This is a genomic window from Niallia sp. FSL W8-0177 (assembly GCF_038006285.1).
Lineage (GTDB): Bacteria > Bacillota > Bacilli > Bacillales > Cytobacillaceae > Niallia > Niallia circulans_A.
In genome coordinates, this window is the sequence record NZ_JBBOUX010000001.1 from 842,113 (window position 1) to 861,163 (window position 19,051).

The 19,051-nt window shown below is 35.4% G+C and carries 19 protein-coding genes, 1 pseudogene and 1 riboswitch; of the genes and pseudogenes, 17 read left to right on the top strand and 3 right to left on the bottom strand.

Annotated elements, in window-relative coordinates; all coding sequences use genetic code 11:
- Positions 1-10: 10 nt before the first annotated feature.
- The 4 genes from NST77_RS04020 (at position 11) to NST77_RS04035 (ending at position 5,670) form a co-directional block, all read left to right on the top strand.
- Positions 11-1,612, top strand: a complete 1,602-nt coding sequence (locus tag NST77_RS04020) for a PucR family transcriptional regulator (protein WP_095334046.1) — start codon at positions 11-13, stop codon at positions 1,610-1,612.
- 120 nt (positions 1,613-1,732) lie between these two features.
- Entirely contained in the window at positions 1,733-3,007 is a 1,275-nt protein-coding gene (locus NST77_RS04025) for a cytosine permease (protein WP_095334044.1), read from the top strand.
- A 20-nt stretch (positions 3,008-3,027) separates the two neighbouring features.
- The gene (locus NST77_RS04030) at positions 3,028-4,116 is read left to right on the top strand and encodes a DUF917 domain-containing protein (RefSeq protein WP_095334042.1); all 1,089 of its coding nucleotides are present in this window, start codon (positions 3,028-3,030) and stop codon (positions 4,114-4,116) included.
- 3 nt (positions 4,117-4,119) lie between these two features.
- Positions 4,120-5,670 (top strand): hydantoinase/oxoprolinase N-terminal domain-containing protein, encoded by a 1,551-nt coding sequence (locus tag NST77_RS04035; RefSeq protein ID WP_095334040.1) that lies wholly within the window; start codon positions 4,120-4,122, stop codon positions 5,668-5,670.
- A 52-nt stretch (positions 5,671-5,722) separates the two neighbouring features.
- Here NST77_RS04035 and NST77_RS04040 read toward each other — a convergent pair whose 3' ends face one another.
- A complete protein-coding gene (locus NST77_RS04040) occupies positions 5,723-5,935 on the bottom strand; it encodes a helix-turn-helix transcriptional regulator (RefSeq protein ID WP_095334038.1) in 213 nt (70 codons plus the stop codon).
- Positions 5,936-6,175: 240 nt separating this feature from the next.
- Here NST77_RS04040 and NST77_RS04045 point away from each other — a divergent pair, with 240 nt between their 5' ends.
- The 5 genes from NST77_RS04045 (at position 6,176) to folE (ending at position 9,729) form a co-directional block, all read left to right on the top strand.
- Complete coding sequence (locus NST77_RS04045) at positions 6,176-7,060, top strand: CPBP family intramembrane glutamic endopeptidase (protein WP_095334037.1); 885 nt, start codon at positions 6,176-6,178, stop codon at positions 7,058-7,060.
- Positions 7,061-7,168: 108 nt separating this feature from the next.
- A riboswitch (PreQ1 riboswitch) is annotated at positions 7,169-7,211 on the top strand.
- A gap of 36 nt (positions 7,212-7,247) precedes the next feature.
- On the top strand, positions 7,248-7,925 hold the full coding sequence (queC, locus tag NST77_RS04050; protein ID WP_123257358.1) for a 7-cyano-7-deazaguanine synthase QueC: 678 nt from the start codon (positions 7,248-7,250) through the stop codon (positions 7,923-7,925).
- Positions 7,926-7,929: 4 nt separating this feature from the next.
- On the top strand, positions 7,930-8,412 hold the full coding sequence (gene queD / locus NST77_RS04055) for a 6-carboxytetrahydropterin synthase QueD (protein WP_095334033.1): 483 nt from the start codon (positions 7,930-7,932) through the stop codon (positions 8,410-8,412).
- Positions 8,405-9,133, top strand: coding sequence for a 7-carboxy-7-deazaguanine synthase QueE (gene queE, locus NST77_RS04060; RefSeq protein WP_172860175.1), 729 nt, complete (start codon positions 8,405-8,407; stop codon positions 9,131-9,133). Before queD ends, queE begins: the two co-directional genes overlap by 8 nt.
- 32 nt (positions 9,134-9,165) lie before the next feature.
- Positions 9,166-9,729: a GTP cyclohydrolase I FolE gene (folE, locus tag NST77_RS04065; protein WP_163186655.1), complete on the top strand. Its 564-nt coding sequence runs from the start codon at positions 9,166-9,168 to the stop codon at positions 9,727-9,729.
- Positions 9,730-9,774: 45 nt separating this feature from the next.
- Here the strand turns inward: folE and NST77_RS04070 are convergent, their stop codons facing one another.
- Positions 9,775-11,166 (bottom strand): L-cystine transporter, encoded by a 1,392-nt coding sequence (locus NST77_RS04070; RefSeq protein ID WP_095334028.1) that lies wholly within the window; start codon positions 11,164-11,166, stop codon positions 9,775-9,777.
- A gap of 180 nt (positions 11,167-11,346) precedes the next feature.
- On the opposite strand from NST77_RS04070, the gene NST77_RS04075 reads away from it, so the two are divergent.
- The 3 genes from NST77_RS04075 (at position 11,347) to NST77_RS04085 (ending at position 12,946) form a co-directional block, all read left to right on the top strand.
- Positions 11,347-11,826 (top strand): methylated-DNA--[protein]-cysteine S-methyltransferase, encoded by a 480-nt coding sequence (locus NST77_RS04075; protein ID WP_163186653.1) that lies wholly within the window; start codon positions 11,347-11,349, stop codon positions 11,824-11,826.
- 367 nt (positions 11,827-12,193) lie between these two features.
- Complete coding sequence (locus NST77_RS04080; protein WP_095334024.1) at positions 12,194-12,397, top strand: hypothetical protein; 204 nt, start codon at positions 12,194-12,196, stop codon at positions 12,395-12,397.
- Between the two features lie 303 nt (positions 12,398-12,700).
- Positions 12,701-12,946 carry a DUF1450 domain-containing protein gene (locus NST77_RS04085; RefSeq protein ID WP_047941554.1) on the top strand — a complete coding sequence of 82 codons (246 nt, stop codon included), beginning with the start codon at positions 12,701-12,703 and terminating at the stop codon, positions 12,944-12,946.
- A gap of 92 nt (positions 12,947-13,038) precedes the next feature.
- On the opposite strand, the gene NST77_RS04090 is transcribed toward NST77_RS04085, so the two are convergent.
- On the bottom strand, positions 13,039-13,698 hold the full coding sequence (locus NST77_RS04090) for a helix-turn-helix transcriptional regulator (RefSeq protein ID WP_095334023.1): 660 nt from the start codon (positions 13,696-13,698) through the stop codon (positions 13,039-13,041).
- A gap of 258 nt (positions 13,699-13,956) precedes the next feature.
- Between NST77_RS04090 and NST77_RS04095 the strand changes: the two genes are divergently transcribed.
- The 5 genes and pseudogenes from NST77_RS04095 to NST77_RS04115 all read left to right on the top strand — a co-directional run bounded on the left by NST77_RS04095 (position 13,957) and on the right by NST77_RS04115 (position 19,038).
- On the top strand, positions 13,957-14,574 hold the full coding sequence (locus NST77_RS04095; protein ID WP_163186651.1) for a superoxide dismutase: 618 nt from the start codon (positions 13,957-13,959) through the stop codon (positions 14,572-14,574).
- 54 nt (positions 14,575-14,628) lie between these two features.
- Positions 14,629-15,153 carry an NADPH-dependent FMN reductase gene (locus tag NST77_RS04100; RefSeq protein WP_095334019.1) on the top strand — a complete coding sequence of 175 codons (525 nt, stop codon included), beginning with the start codon at positions 14,629-14,631 and terminating at the stop codon, positions 15,151-15,153.
- 643 nt (positions 15,154-15,796) lie between these two features.
- Positions 15,797-17,137: pseudogene (locus NST77_RS04105) on the top strand (ABC transporter substrate-binding protein).
- 208 nt (positions 17,138-17,345) lie between these two features.
- Positions 17,346-18,188, top strand: a complete 843-nt coding sequence (locus NST77_RS04110) for a carbohydrate ABC transporter permease (RefSeq protein ID WP_341123728.1) — start codon at positions 17,346-17,348, stop codon at positions 18,186-18,188.
- 13 nt (positions 18,189-18,201) lie between these two features.
- Positions 18,202-19,038 carry a carbohydrate ABC transporter permease gene (locus NST77_RS04115; protein WP_095334013.1) on the top strand — a complete coding sequence of 279 codons (837 nt, stop codon included), beginning with the start codon at positions 18,202-18,204 and terminating at the stop codon, positions 19,036-19,038.
- Positions 19,039-19,051 lie beyond the last annotated feature (13 nt).

Sequence of the window (19,051 nt, forward strand, 5' to 3'; positions counted from 1 at the left end):
AGGTTTTTGGATGAGTATAAAGTTAGAAGAATTATTAAAGCTCCCTTCCCTGCGTGAGGCAAAAGTAGTTGCAGGGAAAGAGGGACTAACAAAGCTAGTTTCCTCTATTTCGGTTTTAGAATATACGGATGTAGCTTCTCTGAAGGAAGATTTGTTTAATAATGATGAGTTTTATGGAAGTGAAATTGTTATTTCTGCCTTAATCATGATTAAAGATGATGTTGAGGCACAATGCAGAACAATTGAGCATTTGCATAAAGTAGGGGAAATTGGCTTAATCTTATATTATGTCGGTGTTTTTCTCCCGAAAATTGATGAGAAAGTTATCGAATTAGCAGATACACTCGGTTTTACATTAATTGTTATGCCTGAAAAGCAAATGTCTTTGCGTTATAGTGAAGTTATATATGAAGTCATTGAAGCGATTGTAAAGAATGAGATGGCTTCCCCTAGCTTTGTAAGTGAGATGGTTGAGCAAATATCTGGAGTACCACTTCCACAAAGAAATATGGACACTGTCTTAAAAATACTGGCTGACCGTACTCGTTCTTCTCTTGTATTAGCCAATAAAAATAACCAGGTGATCCATGCAGTCACATGGCCAAGAACAAGTACAATGAATATCTTTGAAACAGTTGAGCAATATAAAGAATTGTCTGTTGACCAAGTTTTGGTGAAAAGAAATGGCGACCAGCCTTTATATATATCAAAAAAAGTAATTGCCCAAGAAGGAATCCCTTTTTTAAATTTATATATTTTGAAGGAAAAGGATCCTTTAGTTCTTGATACAGCTGTTCAATTAGCAGAAGTCGTGCAAGTATTTATTAATTTATGGGGAAAACACTACGATGAAATAAGTACAGCAGAGCTAATGAAGGCGATTATGAACGATGAAAGTGTAAAGATGCGACGTCTGGCCAATATATTAAATATTGATGTCACAGCTATCCATATGATGTGGATTGTGGAAACGAACAATATGGAGGAAGAGCAACTGCTGAAGAAAGTGAAAGAATACGTCAGACAGAATTATCATGTTTCATTGGTTGATTTTTATAATGGTTTTCTTATTATCCTAGTAGATGATTCTATTATTCAAGAAGATCCCTTTCAGTCAGCAAATCGATTGTTAGCTTTGTTGGATGAAAAGGAACAGAACTTTACGATAACTATTTGTCAAAATATGAACAATACAACAGAGGTTCAGCAAGCATATACGAACTGTAATGAGTATTTACGGATAGCAAAAATTATTTATCCATATAAAAAAATATTTACCCTGCAAGAAATGAATTTTTCTTTAGAGTGTTTTCAGATTATTAATAGTGGAGAATTGGCAATTGAGAAAATATTGCAGCCTATTTCGCCTATAAGAGAACATGGCAACCAAGCAGAAGAGCTCTTAAGTACACTTACGGTATATTTATTAGAAGGTAATAATCGTTTTCAGGAAACAGCTGATATTCTTTACTTACATAAAAATACGATAAAATATCGAATTCAAAGGATAATCGAAATTCTCAAATATCCTGTTACGAAATCACCAGAAGTTTTTCAGTTATACAAAGCTGTCGCTGTTTATCGAATGTTAGCACAAATAAAAGAGCAATAGAAAAAAGAGCATTTTTGTTCAATTAAACAAAGAATGCTCTTTTTATTTTTCGGTTCAGCTAAATACATATAGTTTCGTTATCGATATAATAAGTTTAAATTAAATAAAGGAGGCGTGAAAATGAGTGACAACAGAGACGGAAATCAGGAGGCACAATCATGGCAGAGTCTAGCTTTTCTATGGACGGGCTCGATGATTTGTATACCTAGTTTATTAATAGGCGGTACACTAGTTAGTGGTATGCCTTTATGGGAAGCTGTCCTAGTCGGGTTATTAGGGTATGGAATTATTGTTGTTTTAATGATCTTTCAAGGAATACAAAGCAGTGATATACACAAGCCGACCGTTAGTGTCGCTTCGCAAGTTTTTGGAGAACAAGGCTCAAAGAAAATAATTTCGATTATATTAGCTGTTGCATGTCTGGGCTGGTTCGGAATACAAGCAAATGTGTGTGGGGCAGCATTTTCCCAATTTTTAAGCGTATATGGGATTAATCTGCCAGTACCGCTTTCTTCCCTCATATGGGGCATCATTATGCTGTTATCAGCCATTTACGGGATAAAAATACTGAATATTCTAAATTACGTTGCAGTTCCTATTTTGCTTGCAGTCTGTGTCTATGCAGTTGCGGTTTCTTTAATGGGTGACGGTGTTGCACAAATAAAAAATTATCTGCCGGCTGGATCCATGTCCTTTTTATCTGGACTTTCTATTACGATTGGTTCATTTGCGTTAGGTGCAGTTATTGCAGGGGATTATTCTCAATATGCGAAATCACGTAAAGATGTTGGCAAAGCTGCATTTATTGGGATATTGCCTTCTGGAGTCTTAATGATCACTGTTGGCGCTATATTGACCCTTACTGCTGGAACTGCTGATATTACAAGTGTATTTACAGAACTAGGACTACCTGTTTTGGGAATTATTGCTCTTATCTTAGCAACCTGGACTACGAATGCAGTAAATGCCTTTTCTGGTGGAATTGCCATTATCAATGTATTTAATATTTCAAAAGAAAAAGAACGGATAGCAGTTGCGATTGCAGGTGGTGTAGGCACACTTCTTGCTGTGGTTGGAATTTTAGATTATTTTATTCCGATTATGTCCGTGCTTTCTGCCATGATTCCTCCTGTCGCAGGGGTAATGATTGCTTCTTATTGGGTTATTCAAAAAGGGGACAAATCAAAATGGGCTAGTAAAGCAGGAATAAATTTCTTAGGAGTAATCTCTTGGCTTGTTGGGGCAGCGATTGCAGGCATTCCTGTTATCTTCTCTTTTTTTCCAAGCTTACCACAGCTACCAAATCAGCCATTGATTGGAATGGTTATTTCCTTTGTATGTTATCTAGTAGCCAGAAATATTATCGTTCAAAAACAAGTATCTATTAATCAATAATCACAACTGGAGGGAATCACATGCGATATTTAGATGAAGAAGCGATTGAAAATATAGCAGTTGGAGCAGCATTTCTAGGTACAGGGGGTGGAGGGGACCCTTACATAGGAAAAATGATGGCTCTTTCAGCGATAAAAGAAAATGGTCCCGTTCAACTTTTGTCACCCGAAGAAGTAGAAAATGATGATTTTTTTATCCCAGCGGCAATGATGGGGGCTCCATCTGTGTTGATAGAGAAATTTCCAAAAGGTGATGAATTCGTACGTGTATTTAAAAAACTAGGTCAATATTTAAATAAAGAAGTAAAGGGAACATTTCCCATGGAAGCAGGGGGAGTCAATTCCATGATTCCTATTGTAGTTGCTGCACAGTTAGGATTGCCGCTCATTGATTGTGATGGAATGGGACGGGCATTTCCAGAACTACAAATGGTAACCTTCCATCTAAATGGCGTTTCTTCTACGCCGATGGCTATAACAGATGAAAAAGGAAATATCGGTATTATGGAAACAATTGATAATAAATGGACAGAACGGATTGCTAGAGTAGCTACCGTTGAAATGGGTGCAAGTTCATTAGTTAGTATTTATCCATGTACAGGGGAGCAGTTAAAAAAATATAGTGTGAAAAATATTATTACCTTATCTGAAACAATTGGACAAATTATCCGCTCCAATACAAAGGATGAATTAACCAAACTACACGAACTCTTAGATACTACTAGTGGATATCATTTGTTTGATGGAAAAATTATAGATGTTGAACGAAATACAATGGGAGGGTTTAATAGGGGCTGTGTAACATTAGATGGATTGGAGCAATTTACCGGAGAAGAAGTACAAGTATTTTTCCAAAATGAAAATTTAGTAGCCCAAAAAAATGGTAAACCATTAGCTATGACTCCTGACCTCATTTGTTTAGTAGATTTAGAAACATTAAATCCAGTTACGACAGAAGCGCTGAAATATGGAAAAAGAGTGAGGCTGCTGGCATTGCCTTCTGATCCCCAGTGGAGAACAGAGAAAGGGATTGAAACAGTAGGACCAAAGTATTTTGGTTACGATATTTCCTATACACCATTAGAGGATCTTGTGAGAAAGGAAGTGTGATAGATGTATAAAGTAGGAATTGATGTTGGGGGAACAAATACAGATGCTGTTATACTTGATGAAGGTTTAAATTTAATCCATCAAGTAAAAATGCCTACAAGTGAAGATATCGAGTCAGGGATTGTCTCTTCTTTAAAAAGAGTATTAGAAGAAGCAGGGATTGATAGAAAAAAAGTAACCCATGCGATGTTAGGAACTACTCAGTGTACAAATGCTATTGTGGAAAGAAAAAAACTAGCTAAAGTAGGTGTGATTCGACTGGGATATCCTGCAACGGCCTCTGTCCTTCCTTATACTGCTTGGCCAAAGGAAATGGTTTCTGTCTTAACGGGAGAGTATCGCTTAGCCGGAGGCGGGTATGAGTATGATGGACAAGTACTGTCTAGCTTTTCAGAGGAAGAAATCCGCTCCATTTTAAAGGAATGGAAAGGAAAAGTAGAAGCAATAGCAGTTGTTGGTGTTTTTTCTTCCTTGAAAAACGATCAAGAACTTCGAGTAGCCGATTTAGTGGCAGAAGTGATGGGAGAAGAAACCCCAGTATCTTGTTCTTCCTTAATTGGTTCTGTTGGATTAATTGAAAGGGAAAATGCAACGATATTAAATAGTGCTTTATTTAAGGTTATTGCAGCAACAAGCAATGGCTTTGAAAATGCATTAAGAGAAGAAGGAATAACAGATGCCCAAGTATTTCTCTGCCAAAATGATGGAACATTGATGTCGATAGAGTATGCTCGGAAATTTCCCATTTTAACGATTGCATGTGGACCAACTAATAGCATTCGTGGGGCATCTTATTTAGCTGGTATTAAAGATGCGATGGTATTAGATGTAGGTGGAACGACATCGGATATTGGTGTCTTAACAGCCGGATTTCCGCGTGAGTCTTCGCTTGCAGTAGATGTAGGCGGAGTCCGAACAAATTTCCGTATGCCGGATATTGTATCCATTGGATTAGGCGGAGGAAGTATTGTCCGAAACGTGAATAATGAAGTAACGATTGGACCAGACAGCGTAGGTTACCGAATTACTGAAGAAGCGCTTGTCTTCGGGGGGGAAACACTCACAACAACGGACATTGCAGTACGGTTAGGAGTTGCAGAGATAGGAAATCCAGAATTAGTGAAACATATTGATGAAGAATTCGCTCAACAAGCATACGCGAAAATAGCAGCAATGACGGAAGAAGCAATTGATAAAATGAAAACAAGTAATAATGATGCCACGGTTGTTTTAGTAGGAGGCGGGAGCATCATTATCCCAAGACAGTTAAAAGGGGTAAAAGAAATCATTCATAATGAGAATGGTGCGGTTGCCAATGCAATAGGCGCATCCATTTCGCAAATCAGCGGACAATATGAGCAAATATATATCTATTCACAAACTCCTCGTGATGAGGCGCGAAAAGATGCGGAAGAAAGAGCGAAACAGCAAGCAATATTAGCTGGTGCAAAAGTGGAAACAATTGAACTTGTAGAAATAGAAGAAATTCCGTTAGCATATCATCCAGGAAATGCGACAAGACTAAGAGTAAAGGTAGTAGGAGAACTAACATAATGTTAGCTGATTAAAACAAATGGACTGCAAGAAGAAAGAGAAAATGAGTGCCTCATTTTCTCTTTCTCTTTATATGTGCCATGATATCAGATTTTAAATAGATTCTTTCTTTATTGCCAACATTGAGCGGTTCTAGAATCCCCTTTTTTACACAGTCATGGATATATTGCCGTGTACATCCTAATAATTCGGTAACCTGTGAGGTAGAAACTAATTCTTCTTCTAAAAACTTTCTAAATTCCATATCACTTTTAAATTGAATCATAAAAATCGTCCCAATCTTTATAGTATATTATTATGTAACTATTCAATACCCAAAATTTTAACTAACTAATCATTTCTATTAAATGAAGATATCTTAACGAACCATAAAGTCAGTCTGCTTTCTTTTTCGAGACCCACTTTCTATTTATCTAACGGATAAAAGCATATATTTTCCAAAAAAAAATAGATATAATGAGAGGGAGAAATTTCGAATTAAGTATGCCAAGAAGTGGAGGGTAATATGTTCAAAAATAAGTTGGGCAAGGTAAGATCTGGATGGATTATTGTGCTAGCCTTAGCAACAACAACAATTATTCAATCTTTATTAATGATTCCAGGGACGGTTCTCACTGTAGTGTTGCAAATGGTGACGGATCCAAATAGTTTGAATGAAAATGTGGAAGATGTGATAGAATCATCTCCTTGGTTTATTCTTTTTACTCAAGGGATAGGCTTAATTGGCGGTATAGGAATGCTGTTTTTATTGTGGAAATTTGTGAATAAGAAAAAGATCAAAGAGATGGGGTTTGGGCATTTTACTTCCGATTTCTTTATTGGGTTAATTCTTGGTGCGGTTTCTATTATTTTTATCTTTTTACTGTTACTAGTTACTAAGAATATAGAGCTGACAAATTCAATTAGTTCACCGAACTTTTCAGCCTATACCATTTCCTATCTACTGTTTTTTATTTTAGTCGGTTTTTCAGAGGAATTGACCTTCAGAGGTTATATTATGTCTACACTTACCGATAACGAAAATTCAAAATGGGTAGTATATATCGTTTCGTCATTAATTTTTGGGATAGCTCATTTATTAAATCCACATGTAGCGGCTCTTGGAATTATCAATATTTTTCTTGTAGGACTTTTATTTGCTTATATGTATGATAAGACAAAAAGCCTTTGGATGCCAATTGGCTATCATATAACATGGAATTATTTCCAAGGGAATGTGTTTGGTTTTCCAGTCAGTGGTACCACTCCCCATGGTCTATACGGAATAGATGTTTCCGTGGGAAATGATTGGCTAACAGGTGGTTCTTTTGGTCTGGAAGGCGGTTTTTTAGCGACAATCATTATTGTTCTTGGATTCGTTATTACGAATTTATTTACAAAGAAAAGGTAATTTTCAATAAGCATATTATAAAGTTAAATTAATATTGTCATAGAATAATTAATGAATCTGCGATATAATAAATCGAGCTAAACAATAGCATAGTAAAAATCCGTTTCTACGGTGGAGGTTCTAGCTACCCTCTTTAAAAAACTAAGAAAAAACAGTACTACTTTCTTAGTAGTGCTGTTTTTTCTATATGAAGGAGATTTGCAAAATGAAAAACGAAAAAGCGGTTGTTGTATTTAGTGGGGGTCAAGATAGCACTACTTGTTTATTTTGGGCTATAAAAAATTTCAAAGAAGTAGTAGCTGTAACGTTTGACTATAATCAAAGACATATTACAGAGATTGAATGTGCACAGAAAATCACCGAAGAGCTTGGCATTAAACACCATATTCTTGATATGTCTCTGCTAAATCAGCTGGCGCCAAATGCATTAACAAGAGACGATATTGCAGTCGAAGATGGCAAGGAAGGAGAGCTGCCTTCCACATTTGTTCCAGGACGAAATTTATTGTTTATGTCGTTTGCTGGTGTATTAGCAAGTCAAATACAAGCAAAACATATTGTAACAGGTGTATGTGAGACAGATTTTAGCGGCTATCCAGACTGTCGTGATATCTTTGTTAAATCATTGAATGTAACATTAAATCTTTCTATGGATAAACAATTTGTCATTCATACTCCACTTATGTGGTTAAATAAGGAAGAAACATGGAGATTTGCGGATGAGTTAGGTGCTTTTGACTTTGTTCGTGAAAAAACACTAACATGCTACAACGGAATTGTGGCAGATGGCTGTGGAGAATGTCCTGCTTGTAAGCTGCGTAAAAAGGGATTAAATGATTATCTCGCTGTTCGAAAGGGGTTATAAGAGAATGCATGACTTTCGAATAGTAGATAGATTGCAAAAATTTGGGGAAGATATTTCTTCTAAGCAATTAAAATATCATTGCAAACGTGTTATGGTTAGTAAAGAGTTTACCTTTGATGCGGCACATCACCTGCATGCTTATGAAGGAAAATGTATGAATCTTCATGGACATACATACAAGGTCGTTTTTGGAATAAGTGGATATTTAGATAACCGAGGATTAATGATAGACTTTGGTGACATTAAAAAAATATGGAAAAACGAGATTGAAATTTACTTAGATCATCGCTACTTGAATGAAACTCTGCCACCGATGAATACAACAGCCGAAAATATGGTATATTGGATCTTTGAAAAAATGGCAGAGGCTTTGAATAAAGATGAGATAAAGCAAGCAGATAATGGGGCGAGAGTAGAATTTGTTCGTCTCTATGAAACTCCTACTAGTTATGCAGAAATGAGAAGGGAGTGGATGGAGAGTGAGTAAAGTACCTGTTATGGAGATTTTTGGACCAACGATACAAGGAGAAGGAATGGTCATTGGCCAAAAAACGATGTTTGTCAGAACAGCTGGCTGTGATTATTCCTGCGCTTGGTGTGATTCTGCCTTTACTTGGGATGGCAGCGGTAAAGAGCTGATTAAGCAAATGCAGGCAGAGGAAATATGGGAGGAACTAGTTCGACTAGGGGGATACGGATTTTCTTTTGTCACCCTTTCAGGAGGAAATCCCGCCCTCTTGAAAAATCTTTCCTTTCTGGTAAATTTATTAAAGGAAAAGGAAATAAAGATTGGCCTTGAGACACAAGGGAGCAAATGGCAAGATTGGTTTATAGATATTGATGAACTAACTATTTCTCCTAAGCCGCCAAGTTCTAAAATGAATACGGATTTTGACATGTTGGATTCCATTGTGCAAAGATTAAGAAATGCTAATCGAAGTACTCATATTAGCTTAAAAGTTGTTGTATTTTCTGATGAAGATTACAACTATGCCAAAAAAGTGCATTTGCGTTATCCTGACATTCCTTTTTTCTTGCAAGTTGGGAATGAAGATAATAAAACGACTGATGATACTAAATTAGTCGAGCATTTATTGGCGAAGTATGAGTGGTTGATTGATAAAACTATGCTTGATCATCAATTCAAAAATGTGAAGGTACTTCCACAGCTACATACGTATATTTGGGGAAATAAGCGTGGAGTGTAGATAGTCGGGAAGGATTTTAGGAGGATTTTAGAATGAGTAAAATTAATACTCCTCAAATAGAGGAGGCTATTCGCTTACTATTAGAAGCAGTTGGAGAAGATCCAAATAGAGAAGGATTATTAGATACTCCAAAACGGGTAGCGAAAATGTATGAAGAGGTTTTTTCTGGTCTTACCATCGATCCAAAAGAGTATTTTGAAACGATTTTTCATGAAGACCATGAAGAATTGGTATTAGTAAAGGATATTCCTTTTTACTCCATGTGCGAGCATCACTTAGTCCCTTTTTACGGGAAAGCACATGTTGCCTATATCCCGAAAGGCGGAAGAGTGGCTGGGTTAAGTAAGCTTGCCCGAGCAATAGAGGCAGTTTCAAAACGCCCTCAGCTTCAGGAACGAATAACGTCCACTGTGGCAGATACAATGATGGAAACACTTGAGCCTCATGGAGTAATGGTCGTGGTAGAGGCAGAGCATATGTGTATGACCATGCGTGGAGTGAAAAAGCCTGGTGCTAAAACAGTTACATCAGCTGTACGAGGTGTATTTCAGACTGACAGTGATAAGCGCACAGAAGTTTTTGCGATGATTAAATAAGATAATAAAAAAGCAAAGCACCTTAGAAGGAGCTTTGCTTTTTTATTATGCCATATTCTCACTAGTATCTATTTCATTCGACTGATACTGTTTTGTATCTAATTCACCAAGTGTTTTACTTGTTACAACACCTGACACCATTGATCCACTTACATTTAGAGCAGTACGACCCATATCAATTAATGGTTCAACAGAAATTAATACACCAGCCAAGGCTACTGGTAAGTTTAAAGTAGAAAGAACGATCAATGTTGCAAATGTTGCTCCTCCGCCCACTCCAGCAACCCCAAAAGAACTGATCATAACGACAATAATTAATGTCGCGATGAAAGATGGGGATAAAGGATTGATTCCTTGTGTTGGTGCAATCATGACTGCAAGCATTGCAGGGTAGATACCAGCACAACCATTTTGGCCAATCGAAACTCCGAAGGATGCAGAGAAGTTAGCAATAGATTCCGGTACACCTAATTTATTCCTCTGTGCTTCAATATTTAAAGGCATTGTTCCTGCACTTGTACGTGATGTGAATGCAAAAGTAAGTACAGGCCAAACTTTTTTCACATATTGTTTTGGGCTAAGTCCCATAATCGCAAGAATAATTAAATGAATAATAAACATTGCTATTAAGGCAACATAGGACGCAATAACAAATTTTCCTAGTTTCACAATTGCATCAAGGTTACTTCCTGCAACTGTCTTTGCCATAAGCGCAAGTATTCCATATGGAGTTAATCGCAGTACTAATGTTACAATTCGCATCACTATTGTATGTAATGATTCAACGATTTTTTGGAAGAAAGCTGCTTGCTCTGGATTTTTTCTTCTAATCCCTAGGAATGCAACGCCAACAAATGCCGCAAAAATTACTACCGCAATAGTAGAAGTTGGTCTTGCACCAGTTAAATCTTGAAATGGATTAGCTGGTAAAAAGCTAAGAATTTTCTGTGGTACAGTTGTGCTTTGGACTTCCCCCAAAGATTCTTCTAATTGCTGTCCGCGAAGAACTTCAGCATCTCCAGCGTTTACATCAATTGCTTTTAAGTCAAAACCTGCAGCAGATGCGATCCCGATTCCTGCAGCTATAGCTGTTGTTAGTAATAATGTTCCGATTACGAGACCACTAATTTTCCCAAGGTTAGCTGATTTTTCTAATTTCGTGAAGGCCGCCACAATGGAAATAAAGACTAGTGGCATAACGATCATTTGTAACAGTTTTACATATCCGTTTCCAACTAATCCGAACCAATCATTTGTAACCGTGATTACTTCTGAAGTCGGTTCAAAAAATAACTGTAAGATGGCCCCAAATAATACACCTAGTCCTAAAGCGGTAAACACGCGTTTAGAGAAGGATATATGTTTCTTTTGCATATAGAATAGAACACTAAGCAAAATAAGTAATATAATAATGTTTAAAATAGCATAAAGATTCAATGCTATGTCCTCCTTTTATTGTAATTCCTATAGGTTAAATAGGGATTGCATAATTTCTTTAAAAGACTAACACTAATTGCCTCATTTGTAAATATAATTTTCAAAAAATAAAGAGGTTTTTATGAAGTGAACAGTACTATTCTGTTAAAATAATAGAAAATAGTTTTTTGGGGGGATAGGATGTTTGTACTCGATTACCAATCTCCAATTGGAGTAATAGAGATAACTGGAACAGAAAAGGCAATTTATTCGATCTTATTTTCAGAGAAAGAGTCGCCAGAGAACCAGATAGATGATCAGACGCCTCAGGTTTTAATGACATGTTATAAACAGCTTGATGCTTACTTTAATGGAAATAGTCAAGATTTTTCTTTTCCTATTGCAATGGATGGGACTCCATTTCAAAGGCAAGTATGGAATGCTTTAACTAGTATTCCCTATGCAGCAACGGGATCGTATAAGGATATTGCAAATAGCATCGGTAACGAAAAGGCAGTTCGTGCGGTGGGAAGTGCAAATGGCAGGAATAAACTATGCATTGTCATTCCATGTCATCGAATAATAGGAGCGAATGGAATGCTGACTGGCTATGCGGGTGGTTTATGGAGAAAGGAATGGCTGCTTAGTCATGAGCAGAAATGGAAAACTATCACTATATAATAGGACAAAGACAAAACTCCATCGATGGTACTTTCCCTTTAGCTATGGGTTAGTTGTGCAGGTTAATGAAAAGTATCCGATTCTTATTGAATCGGATACTTTTCTGCTTCTCATTTAGAACTAATAAAGCTCTATTGAAGTACCAGCTCCACCTACGCTGTGTACAGTGATAACCACTAATGTTATCCAACCTATTTTTTATTATAAATGAAAACGATTTCAAAATCAAATATTGTGAAGTGGTGAACTATTTTCAGAATATTATTTCTTTTTTAGTAAGATGTTTTTTTGTTCGTTAAATATAGATGTTAATGGAAGAGAATAATTTTCTGTTTTCTGTAAAACTTATAAAAAAGGAGTGATTTGGATGAACGAACAAAACGGAGCGAATATCCCTGATTTTGGCCAAATAAATGATCACATGATGAATGCTGATTCAGATAAGACAAGTGTATCGATTAAGACAAGTTTAGATCCTAAAAATGTGCTAGAAGATAATCCTTATTTTGATAAAACAAAAACATATAGTAAAGAAGAGTTGGAAAAATTCAAGAAATTTTTTGGAGGATAAGTAGCAAAATTCCACCTATAAATTCATAATGATAGTGTCATACTCCTTGGCAGCTGATGAAAAACATGTTCATACATATTAACAGCTGGAAAGGAGTAATTTTTATTCTTAGTCTATCAAGCATATTTAGAGCTTCTTTACTTGCATTTTTATATAGAAAATGATTAAATGTATATACTTGTTTTTATACTATATGGTATAAAAATTTTTTATACAGAGTGATTTGTTTTTTCTCATAACTATGGACCATAAAATTAATCGTATATATATAGTGTTTGTAAAATTGAAGGGAGGAAGTAGCAAATGGGGATTGTGGTTGTAGAAATTTGTGATGGAAGTTTGATCACTTCAATAAATTTAGAAGAAATACTAGAATCTAAATATCCAGAAGTAGCCGTGATTGAAAGCAGCTGTCTTTCCTTTTGTGGAATGTGTGCAAAACGTCCTTATGCAATTGTAAACGGAAAAAGAATTTTTGCAAAAACTACTGAGGAATGTCTTGAATTAATAATGAAACAAATTGAAGCAGAATTAGCTGTATTTGCTTAATAGAAGAAATAATAGAAAAGGGAAGTCTTAAGAATTAATTTCTTGATGACTTCCCTTTTCTATTATTGTAAGTCTTTTCTAAGAAAAAGTCTTTATACCACTACTAACGAGGAATCATGCTGGGAAACAAACTTTACGACAAACTTACAGTGATTGTCTCCTTCTGTTCGGCAGTATGTTCTCGTTACATCCTCTGCATGGAGAACTTTTTTGAGCATTTCTGTCTCACATTTACAGGCTATTTTAAACTCCTTTGCTACCTCGAGGATAGGACAATTATATTCTGTTATTTCAAAAGTATGGTCGTCCACTTTTGTTAAATCAGCCATATATCCTTTTTCATTTTGAATAGTAATCATTTCTTGCATTTTTTCAGCAGGATCTTTGTCATCCATACGTGAAATATATTCTTTTGTTAGACGTTCTTCTCGTTTGTTGAATAATTGCTGAACCGAATCTTTTCCATACAGTTCTTTAACGTCGTGTAATAAATCGATGCTGATTCCTTCATAACTCTTTGGAAAAAACTGTTCTGCTTTTTCCGCCAAAGTAAAGCTTTGAATAGGTCGGCCCATTGGCTGTTTGATAAATTCGGATTGGATTAAACTATCTTTTTCTAATATTGTTAAGTGCTTTCGCACAGCCATATGTGTTATTTGCAGACGATCGGTAAAATCGTTTACCGTTAAGGAACCCTCTTTCTTAAGAAGATACAGAATTTTATCTTTTGTCGTTTTTTGTGTTGGAACCATTTTAAACCTCCATTCTATTTCATTGGAGAAAAAAATCAAAAAGATTTTTAAAGGTACAGAAATTAATTATACCAGAAAGTATAAAATGTTGAAAGTAGTTACCTGTACAAGAGTCAGTGCATAAGATTAGGTTAGTTAGTAAAAAAACATCCACCAATTTAGGCCAAAGTAATTGATTTTTTTTTATGGATGGTTTATTGTTTGAATATACTTTTTAAACTAATAAGTATAAAAAATAAAAAAATGGAGGAAACACAAATGACTACATATTCATTACCAGCTTTATCATACGAATTTAATGCTTTAGAACCACATATTGATCAGAAAACGATGGAAATTCATTATGGAAAACATCATCAAACATACGTTAGTAATTTAAATGCTGCACTGGAAGGACAGGATGCATTACAAGCAAAATCTTTAGAAGAGTTATTAAGCAATCTGGATGAAGTTCCAGAACAAATCAGAACTGCTGTAAGAAACAATGGTGGTGGGCACTTAAACCATTCCTTATTTTGGGAAGTAATTGCCCCAGCTTCGGGTGCTAATACTCCTTCTGGTGAATTAGCAGAAGTAATGAATAAAGCTTTTGGAAGCTTTGATGAATTCAAGCAGCAATTTACTGCTGCTGCTACTACTCGATTTGGATCTGGTTGGGCTTGGCTGGTTGTTGATAAAGAAGGCAACTTAAAAGTAACAAGCACGCCAAATCAAGATAATCCAATTATGGATGGCGAACGTGCTATTTTAGGATTGGATGTATGGGAGCATGCTTACTATTTAAATTACCAAAACAGAAGACCTGAATACATTTCCAATTTCTTCTCTATTGTTAATTGGAGTGTAGTAGCTGATAAATTTGCTAATAATAACTAATCAGATAGATGAAGATAAGATGTTTCCTGCTTATCTTTAAGCTTGGAGGAAAATATGAAGCTTGTAGGAGTTTCCGGATCGTTAGTTGGTTCTAAAACAGCTAAGGCGGTTAATGAGGTTTTAGTTGCTGCCAAGGCACTTGATCCAACTATTCAAGTGGAATTAATTGATTTAAGAGAATATGAGATCGAATTTGTGAATGGAGTGCCATTAAGTTATTATAATGATGATACGATTAAAGTGGTCAATACTATTTTGAGTGCAGATGCTCTTGTGATTGGAACACCAGTATATCAAGCTTCCATTTCAGGTGTATTAAAAAATCTCTTTGATCATCTACCGGTCGATGCATTTAAATCAAAAGTAACAGGAATGGTTATCACGGGTGGTACAGATAAACATTTTCTTGTGATGGAATATCAATTAAAACCAATTCTTACGTATTTTAAAGCACTGGTTACCGTGCAAAATGTATTTGTTCATAACGATTATTTCGATGAAGAGAATGAAATTACAGACAATGATGCCAAAGAGCGAATGATTAAATTGGCTGAGGAAATTATTTATTTGCTGCGGTAGTTATCATTTAGAAATGTTCTAAAAAGGCAGATTCTGCGAAGTTAGCAGGTCTGTCTTTTTTTGTATTTAAAGAGCGTACTGCTTCTCAAAAATTCAAGTTGAAAGGAAAAATCGTTTCTTTCTGATTTTTAAATACAGTTAGTTGTTAATAATGGTGTAATGAAAGGGAAAGGTTAATATAAACATTAACTTTGTTTAGATGATTTACTAAGTGATAAATAAGATTAACATATTCATTAACTTAATGCATGAAAAATATATTAAGATTTATATGAAAGTTATTGACAACGCTTACAGATGATTGTATAAATAACTTATGAGATATTTTATAAAAAGGTTGTTTTTAAAAATGTTGTTCTCTTTTTTGGGGGATTCAACACAACTTGAGACTATCAGTAAATAAACAACAAACTTTGTAAAAATCGCCTTTTGCTATTGAGTTGTATTATAGTGTCATGTAAAAAGGGAGGGGAGGAATGACAAAACAAATAAACTGTCGATATGTTGGTGAAAAGGAAAGTAATTTTGAATTAAATGCTACATAAAGAGAACAAAGTAAGTCTACGCTTAAAGTGATAGAAATGCAGATTAGTATTATCCTTTTTGTTTTATAAAAGAAATTAAAAATAGGGGAGAATATAAAATGAAAAAAGTAAAAATATTACTTTCAAGTTTTGTGATTTTCAGTATGTTGCTTTTAGGTGCATGTTCAAGTAGCAGTAGCAGTAGCAGTAATGCGGATGGGAAGAAAGAAATAACGTTTATGTTTAGAGGAGGGCCTGATGAGAAAACGGCTTATACTGAAGCGATTAAAAAGTTTGAAGAATCGCATGAGGACGTGAAGGTGAAAATCATTAATACAGATGCTGATCAATATGCTACTAAATTATCTGCTGCTGTTTCCGGTGGGAATGTACCCGATGTTTTTTATCTTGATTCTGGAAGTATCGCAAATTATGTTGATAATGGCATCATTAAAGATATTACAGAAGAAGTTGAAAATGCAGATTTTGATTTAGATAGTATTTGGAAATTTGGTGTAGACATCTATCGCTATGATGGAAAAACGCCTGGTCAGGGTGCGCTTTATGGATTACCAAAAGATATCGGTCCATTTGCGCTAGGTTATAACAAAGACATGTTTGAAGAAGCCGGAATTCCGTTGCCAGATAAAGATAAAGCCTATACTTGGGATGAATTCTTGAAAATTAGTCAAGAATTAACAAAAGATACAAATGGTGATGGCGAAGTTGATCAATGGGCAAGCGGTTTTAATGCCACATGGACTCTGCAATCATTTGCTTATAGTAATGGGGCGTCCTTTTTAAATGATGCTGGAGATACTGTAACAGTTGACACACCAGAATTTGCAAGTTCTTTGCAGTTCCTTGCCGATTTAACTAATAAATATAATACAACACCAAATGCTTCACAAGCAGAAACATTGGACACATACCAAAGATGGATGAATGGCGAATTGGCTTTCTTCCCAGTAGGTCCATGGGATATGAGTACATATGCCAAACTAGATTTTGAATATGATCTCATGCCATGGCCATCTGGTACAACAGGAAAATCAGTCGCATATGTTGGTTCTCTAGGATTAGTAGTTTCAGAGACTACAAAATATCCTGATTTAGCGACTGAATTGGCCATTTACTTGTCTGCAGATGAAAATGCACAACAAACATTATTAGATGCTAAAGTGCAAATTCCGAATTTAATTGATATGGCTGAAGAATGGGCTAACGATACAGAAACGGTTCCAAATAACAAGAAAGAATTTTTAGATATTGTTCGAGATTATGGTGTTCCGTAACCAACTTTCGCTACCTATAACTCTCAATGGTTAGATGAATTCTGGTCGAATATTACTCCTGTGATGCAAGGAAAACAGACTGCAGCTGATTTCGTAAAAGAAATACAGCCTAAAATGCAAAAACTTTTGGATGAAGCCAACGAACAAGCGAAAATGTCTAAATAACTAGGATGTCTTATTACTAAGAGTAACCTCACGAACTTCTAGTGGAACTTCTTGTGAGGTTCTCTGCTTTTAAGACATCACCAATCGTTAAAGAGGTGATAATATGTCCAGTGTGATAGCTACAAATAGTGAAAAAAATAAAAATCCGAAAATAAAACCAAAAAGAAAAACTAGTAACTTATATAAGCAAGAACATAGAGTTGCACTGATGTTTGTGGCTGCTCCAATTATTGGGTTCCTATTATTCTCTGTTTATCCATTTGCTTATTCTGTATATGCATCTTTTACAGATTGGAATGGCTTGAATAGGATGAACTTTGTCGGCTTGGATAACTTTATTAAACTATTTAAAGATGAATATTTCTATCAAACTCTCTATAATACAGTTTTTTATATGATAGGAATTCCCATTGGATTAGGATTGGCATTGCTGCTCGCAATGGCTTTGAGCAAGGGGCTGAAAAGGACTACTGTTTTTAGAACGATCTACTATATTCCTGTTATCTCTTCTCTGGCGGCGATATCCATCATGTGGGCATGGGCTTATAATGGAGATTTTGGATTGATTAATCAATTTTTAGATTTATTTGGCATTAAGGGCCCGAACTGGTTAGAAAATACTGCAACTGTTAAACCTGCAATTATCCTGATGGCAGTATGGAAAGGGTTAGGTTATTCGATGCTGCTTTATTTAGCTGCAATTCAAAGTGTTTCTAAAACCTATTATGAAGCGGCTGATCTAGATGGTGCAAATTCTTTCCAAAAATTTAAAAGTATCACATGGCCAATGGTTAAACCGGTAACGTTTTTCTTAGTTATTACAAACATAATTGGCGGATTCCAAATCTTTACTGAAATTAACATTATGACCCCGACTGGTGGTCCATCTTATAGTGCAGCGTCTATTGTTTGGTACGTATGGCAAAAAGCATTCAAATATTATCAAATGGGATATGGTTCAGCAATGTCACTTATTCTATTTATCTTTATCTTTATCGTAACTGTTATTCAATTTTATTTTAATAGAAAATCAGATTATAGTTTGGATTAAGGGGGTGCATAGCATGAAAAAGCATAAGAAAATAACGGATATATTCATTTATTTCATTCTCACAATTGGTTCCGTGTTTATGATTGGACCATTATTATGGATGATTACCACTTCATTAAAAGACAAGACTGGTGTATTTGCCTTGCCGCCACAATGGATACCAGATCCCTTTCAGTTTGATGCATATACTAAATTATTTCAGCTTGATACTTTGGGATACGGACTTAAAAATACCATAATTGTCTCTTTAACCGTAACTATTATTGGTACCATAACCTCTAGTATGGCTGCTTTTGCTTTTGCAAAACTCAGAATGCCTTTTAAAAATACATTATTCTTGATTTTATTAGCTTCAATTATGATTCCTTATCCGATTATTATGATTCCCCAATTCGTAATGTTTTCTAAAATGGGTTGGGTAGATACATTATTACCGTTAATTGTGCCAGGTTTATTTGGAAATATTACGATGATTTTCTTCCTTCGTCAATATCTAACAAATGTGCCTTATTCTTTAATTGAAGCAGCAAAGGTAGACGGAGCAGGTTACCTTCAAATTTTCTTTAAATTAATTTTCCCTGTTATTCGCCCAGCGGTAGCGGCACAATTTATTCTTTGGTTCATGGGTGTGTGGAATGACTATTTAGCACCACTAATCTATTTAAATAGTCCAGAGAAACAAACATTACAAGTAGTTATTGCAAACTTAAAAGCAACTTACGCTATTCAAACGGATTATCCATTGATTATGGCAGGTTCTGTTGTTTCCTTACTTCCAGTATTAATCGTATTCTTGATATTTCAAAAACAGATTATTGAATCAGTTGCCTTATCAGGTGTGAAAGGATAACCAGGAGGATCAA

Excerpts from the sequence above, each read along its gene's own strand:
- NST77_RS04020 (WP_095334046.1), top strand. The coding sequence starts at position 11 with ATGAGTATAAAGTTAGAAGAATTATTAAAGCTCCCTTCCCTGCGTGAG.
- NST77_RS04025 (WP_095334044.1), top strand. The coding sequence starts at position 1,733 with ATGAGTGACAACAGAGACGGAAATCAGGAGGCACAATCATGGCAGAGT.
- NST77_RS04030 (WP_095334042.1), top strand. The coding sequence starts at position 3,028 with ATGCGATATTTAGATGAAGAAGCGATTGAAAATATAGCAGTTGGAGCA.
- NST77_RS04035 (WP_095334040.1), top strand. The coding sequence starts at position 4,120 with ATGTATAAAGTAGGAATTGATGTTGGGGGAACAAATACAGATGCTGTT.
- NST77_RS04040 (WP_095334038.1), bottom strand. The coding sequence starts at position 5,935 with ATGATTCAATTTAAAAGTGATATGGAATTTAGAAAGTTTTTAGAAGAA.
- NST77_RS04045 (WP_095334037.1), top strand. The coding sequence starts at position 6,176 with ATGTTCAAAAATAAGTTGGGCAAGGTAAGATCTGGATGGATTATTGTG.
- queC (WP_123257358.1), top strand. The coding sequence starts at position 7,248 with ATGAAGGAGATTTGCAAAATGAAAAACGAAAAAGCGGTTGTTGTATTT.
- queD (WP_095334033.1), top strand. The coding sequence starts at position 7,930 with ATGCATGACTTTCGAATAGTAGATAGATTGCAAAAATTTGGGGAAGAT.
- folE (WP_163186655.1), top strand. The coding sequence starts at position 9,166 with ATGAGTAAAATTAATACTCCTCAAATAGAGGAGGCTATTCGCTTACTA.
- NST77_RS04075 (WP_163186653.1), top strand. The coding sequence starts at position 11,347 with ATGTTTGTACTCGATTACCAATCTCCAATTGGAGTAATAGAGATAACT.
- NST77_RS04080 (WP_095334024.1), top strand. The coding sequence starts at position 12,194 with ATGAACGAACAAAACGGAGCGAATATCCCTGATTTTGGCCAAATAAAT.
- NST77_RS04085 (WP_047941554.1), top strand. The coding sequence starts at position 12,701 with ATGGGGATTGTGGTTGTAGAAATTTGTGATGGAAGTTTGATCACTTCA.
- NST77_RS04090 (WP_095334023.1), bottom strand. The coding sequence starts at position 13,698 with ATGGTTCCAACACAAAAAACGACAAAAGATAAAATTCTGTATCTTCTT.
- NST77_RS04095 (WP_163186651.1), top strand. The coding sequence starts at position 13,957 with ATGACTACATATTCATTACCAGCTTTATCATACGAATTTAATGCTTTA.
- NST77_RS04100 (WP_095334019.1), top strand. The coding sequence starts at position 14,629 with ATGAAGCTTGTAGGAGTTTCCGGATCGTTAGTTGGTTCTAAAACAGCT.
- NST77_RS04110 (WP_341123728.1), top strand. The coding sequence starts at position 17,346 with ATGTTTGTGGCTGCTCCAATTATTGGGTTCCTATTATTCTCTGTTTAT.
- NST77_RS04115 (WP_095334013.1), top strand. The coding sequence starts at position 18,202 with ATGAAAAAGCATAAGAAAATAACGGATATATTCATTTATTTCATTCTC.